6 protein-coding genes are annotated in these 3,343 nt (G+C 67.0%); 2 read left to right on the forward strand and 4 right to left on the reverse strand.

Annotated features, from left to right (window positions below):
• The first annotated feature begins 24 nt into the window (after positions 1-24).
• A complete protein-coding gene (locus tag JHC79_RS15950; RefSeq protein ID WP_296392545.1) occupies positions 25-489 on the forward strand; it encodes a flavodoxin family protein in 465 nt (154 codons plus the stop codon).
• Positions 490-555: 66 nt separating this feature from the next.
• Entirely contained in the window at positions 556-1,155 is a 600-nt protein-coding gene (locus JHC79_RS15955; RefSeq protein WP_296392547.1) for an AAA family ATPase, read from the forward strand.
• Positions 1,156-1,169: 14 nt separating this feature from the next.
• Here the strand turns inward: JHC79_RS15955 and JHC79_RS15960 are convergent, their stop codons facing one another.
• From JHC79_RS15960 to JHC79_RS15975, 4 genes are all read right to left on the reverse strand, one after another.
• Positions 1,170-1,604, reverse strand: coding sequence for a PRC-barrel domain-containing protein (locus JHC79_RS15960; protein WP_296392549.1), 435 nt, complete (start codon positions 1,602-1,604; stop codon positions 1,170-1,172).
• Positions 1,604-2,200, reverse strand: a complete 597-nt coding sequence (locus tag JHC79_RS15965; RefSeq protein WP_296392551.1) for a PRC-barrel domain-containing protein — start codon at positions 2,198-2,200, stop codon at positions 1,604-1,606. Before JHC79_RS15965 ends, JHC79_RS15960 begins: the two co-directional genes overlap by 1 nt.
• Positions 2,197-2,415, reverse strand: coding sequence for a hypothetical protein (locus tag JHC79_RS15970; protein ID WP_296392553.1), 219 nt, complete (start codon positions 2,413-2,415; stop codon positions 2,197-2,199). The genes JHC79_RS15965 and JHC79_RS15970 overlap by 4 nt, the downstream gene beginning before the upstream one ends.
• A gap of 61 nt (positions 2,416-2,476) precedes the next feature.
• Positions 2,477-3,343 (reverse strand): LysR family transcriptional regulator (locus JHC79_RS15975; RefSeq protein WP_296392555.1); only part of this gene is annotated, 867 nt, incomplete at its 5' end.

Here is a 3,343-nt window from a genome sequence, read left to right on the forward strand (position 1 = left end):
CATCCCCCATCGAAAGGTCCTGTCATGACAACGCTGGTGGTCTGCACATCGAGATCGTCACACCAGAACACCCGTCGGATCGCCGATGAACTCGGCGCCGCGCTCGACGCCCGCGTCGTCACGCCGGATGAGGTGACGCCCGCGATGCTCGCCGACGCCGACCGCATCGGTGTCGGTTCGGGGATCTACTGGATGAGCTTCGACCCACGCCTGGTGGAGTGGATTCGCGGCCTCCCCGACATGTCCGGCCGGGACGCATTCATCTTCTCGACCAGCGGCCTGCCGGAGACTTCCCTTCGGCGATATACGACCTCGCTCGAGAAACTTCTGCGGCAGAAAGGATTCCGTTACGTCGGCGCCTTCGCCAGTCGCGGGTTGGACACCTGGGGGCCGTTCGGAATGGTCGGCGGGGTGAGCCGAGGTAGACCCGACGCAGACGACCTCGCCGCGGCCCGACGGTTCGCCGCCGAGGTCCAGCGCTGGCAATAGGGCTGACGCGACGGACCGGCTGGGCACTTGACCGTCACCGTTCTGGCGGGCCGTTAGGCTGATCGCATGCTGCTGTGGATCAACGGACCCTTCGGTGTCGGCAAAACGCAGACCGCCTTCGAGATCCACCGCCGCGCCGCGGGCAGCATCATCTGCGACCCCGAGCAGGTGGGCTTCGGTCTGCACCGCATGATGCCGCGATCGCTGCGCGGCGACTTCCAGGAACTACGCGCCTGGCGACAGGGCGTCTACGAGGTCCTCGACCTGACCCTGGCCGAGCACGACGGCCCCGTCATCGCGCCGATGACGCTGGTCAACTCCTACTACTTCGACCAGATCATCGGCCGACTCCGCGACCGCGGACGCGAGGTGTGCCACGTGACGCTGATGGCCGAAGCGGAGACCGTCCGCGGCCGCATCAGTCGCCGCGGACTCGGGCTGAAAGCGGACCCGTTCGCGGTCTCGAGGGTCGATTCGTCTCTCGACGAGCTGCGGCGCGATGAGTTCGCCACGCACATCGACACCGACGACCTGAGCATCCCGCAGACGGCGGACCGCATCGGCGAGATCGCAGGCCTGGCCCTCGAACCGAATACCGACGGACTCCTGCGCAATGCGATCAATCAGGGGCTGACCACCGCACGCCACATCAGACTCGGGCTATAGCGAGAGACTGTCGGTCAGTTGCTCCAGTCGATGACGACGGCATAGGACCCGACACCGATGAGCCGGTTGCCCGGAGCGGTCTCTGAGTCGAGCACGATGCCGGTGATCGTCCCGGACGCCTCGTCGAACTCGACGTCCTTGACCGAGCCGAGTTCGGCTCCGCCGGTGCTCAGCACCCGCTTGCCGAGCACGGTGTGGTGCTTGTCGGCGAGGACGGCCACGTCGCCGACCGCCTCGGTGATCTTGTCGTCGGACTCGACGGTGACCGCGTCCTCACCGAATCCCTTGACGTCGTCCCACAGGACCACGTCGCCGTCCTTGGTCTTCTTGACCTCGACGGCCACGACCGACCGCGACGCCGGGTCGACGACGAAGCCGGCCACCTTTGCGATGGTCTCGGCGGAGGTGGTGCTGACGACCTTGCGGCCCTTGGCGTCTGAGAACAGCATCAGTGTGAGCCCTTCAGGTGAGCACGGAAGTCATCGACGGCAGCGCCGAATCCGGCGAGATCGTCGCGAACGAAATCGACCGTCCCGGCGGGCACCATCAGGTGCTCGGCCGACGCGGCGAGGGTGTCGGGCAGCGGGATGAGGACCTTGGTGCTGTTGGTCTTCAACGCCTCCGACGCCTCGATCTCGTAGCCCACGACGTCGCACTGGCCTCCGTTGGCTCCGCTGACCTCGATGATCACGTCGATCACCTTGCCGAGGTCGGTGCCCGAGTCGGTGAGTACCCGAGACCCGAGGACGTTGCCGTGCCCCGAACCCGAGCCCGACCCGGAGACCCCGGCGAACGACTCGTCCGGTGAGACCAGCACGTCCTCGCGCAGGATCATCACCGCGTCCGGCCCCAGTGCGGCAACCGACTTCCACGCCAGGACCTCTTTGCGCGGACCCGAGAACAGGCCGCGGCCGGCGAGCGTGAAGCCCGCGACCTCGCCGCCGCCCGGCGCGTAGACGATGTCCTTGATCTGCGCGACGTCCTCGCCCTGCATGGTGACGACGGGACGCTTGGCCACCTCGCCGGCACGCATCAGCATGCTCATGCGGACTTGTCCCGCGGCGTCGTGTCACCGAACGAGTCGCTGATGATGACTCCGCCCGACCGGCGCCGGGCCTGGATGGCGAGAACCGCCCCCACGATGACGGCGATCACCACCACGACGATGATCAACCACGTCCACCACTGCATAACAACTCCCGAGTCTCGCAGACCGGCATGCGACGGGGTGTCGATGACGACGTCTGGAATCACCAACATACCCGGGACCCCGGTATCCGTTGCCCGACAGGCGGCGCCGCGTCGATCGGCTCCGACGCGCCTACGCCGCGCTCGTGTCCTCGGCGGCGGCGCACACGTCGTCGACGCACTCGACGAACGCGTCCACCGCGGAGTTGACCGTCGAGGCACTCCACACCATGTAGAGGTCGATGGTCGGTATGGGGTCGACGAGCTTGACCGCCACCGACGACGCCCCGACGGTTCCCATGCCCACCGCTGCAGCGCGCGACAACGAGGCGAACGCCACGTACGGCTTGATCGCGACCATGTGCGCGGTACCGCTCGGATCGTCGGAGGTCTGCACGATGCTCAGCGTCGCCTTCGCATCGGCTGCCGCCGACACGATCGCGTCGTACATCGCCGGACACTGCTCGCGGGCGAAGAGCACGCAACGTTCTCCGGCCAGCTCGGCGCAGCGGACACTGGTGCGCCCGGCCCACGGATGTGACCGACCGACAACTGCGACGATGGGGATCTTCGAAAGGATCTTGCGGGATCGGAAGCCGTCGGAGTGCGGTCGGCCGTAGACCATCGCCACGTCCACCGAGCCGTTGGTGAGTCCGTCGAGTTGCGGACCCGTGCGTTTTTCACACAGCGACACAACGACTTTCGGATGCCGCTCGTTCATGGCGGTCAGGGCCGACGGCAGCACGTGCCGACTGGCCGGGAAATTGTAGGAGACGGTGAGTGCACCTGACCGGCCCGCCGCTGTCGACCTGGTGTGCTCGACCGCCTTGTCCATCTGCGCGATGACCATCCGCGCCTGCTTGGCGAACTCGACACCCGAGGCCGTCAGACGAACCTCGTGCGAGTTGCGGACCACCAGGCTCACGTCGAGCGAGCGCTCCAGCTTCTGCAACTGTGCGCTCAGCGACGGCTGCGACAGGTGCAACCGTGCGGCCGCGCG

This window comes from Williamsia sp. (genome assembly GCF_016462415.1).
GTDB lineage: Bacteria > Actinomycetota > Actinomycetes > Mycobacteriales > Mycobacteriaceae > Williamsia_A.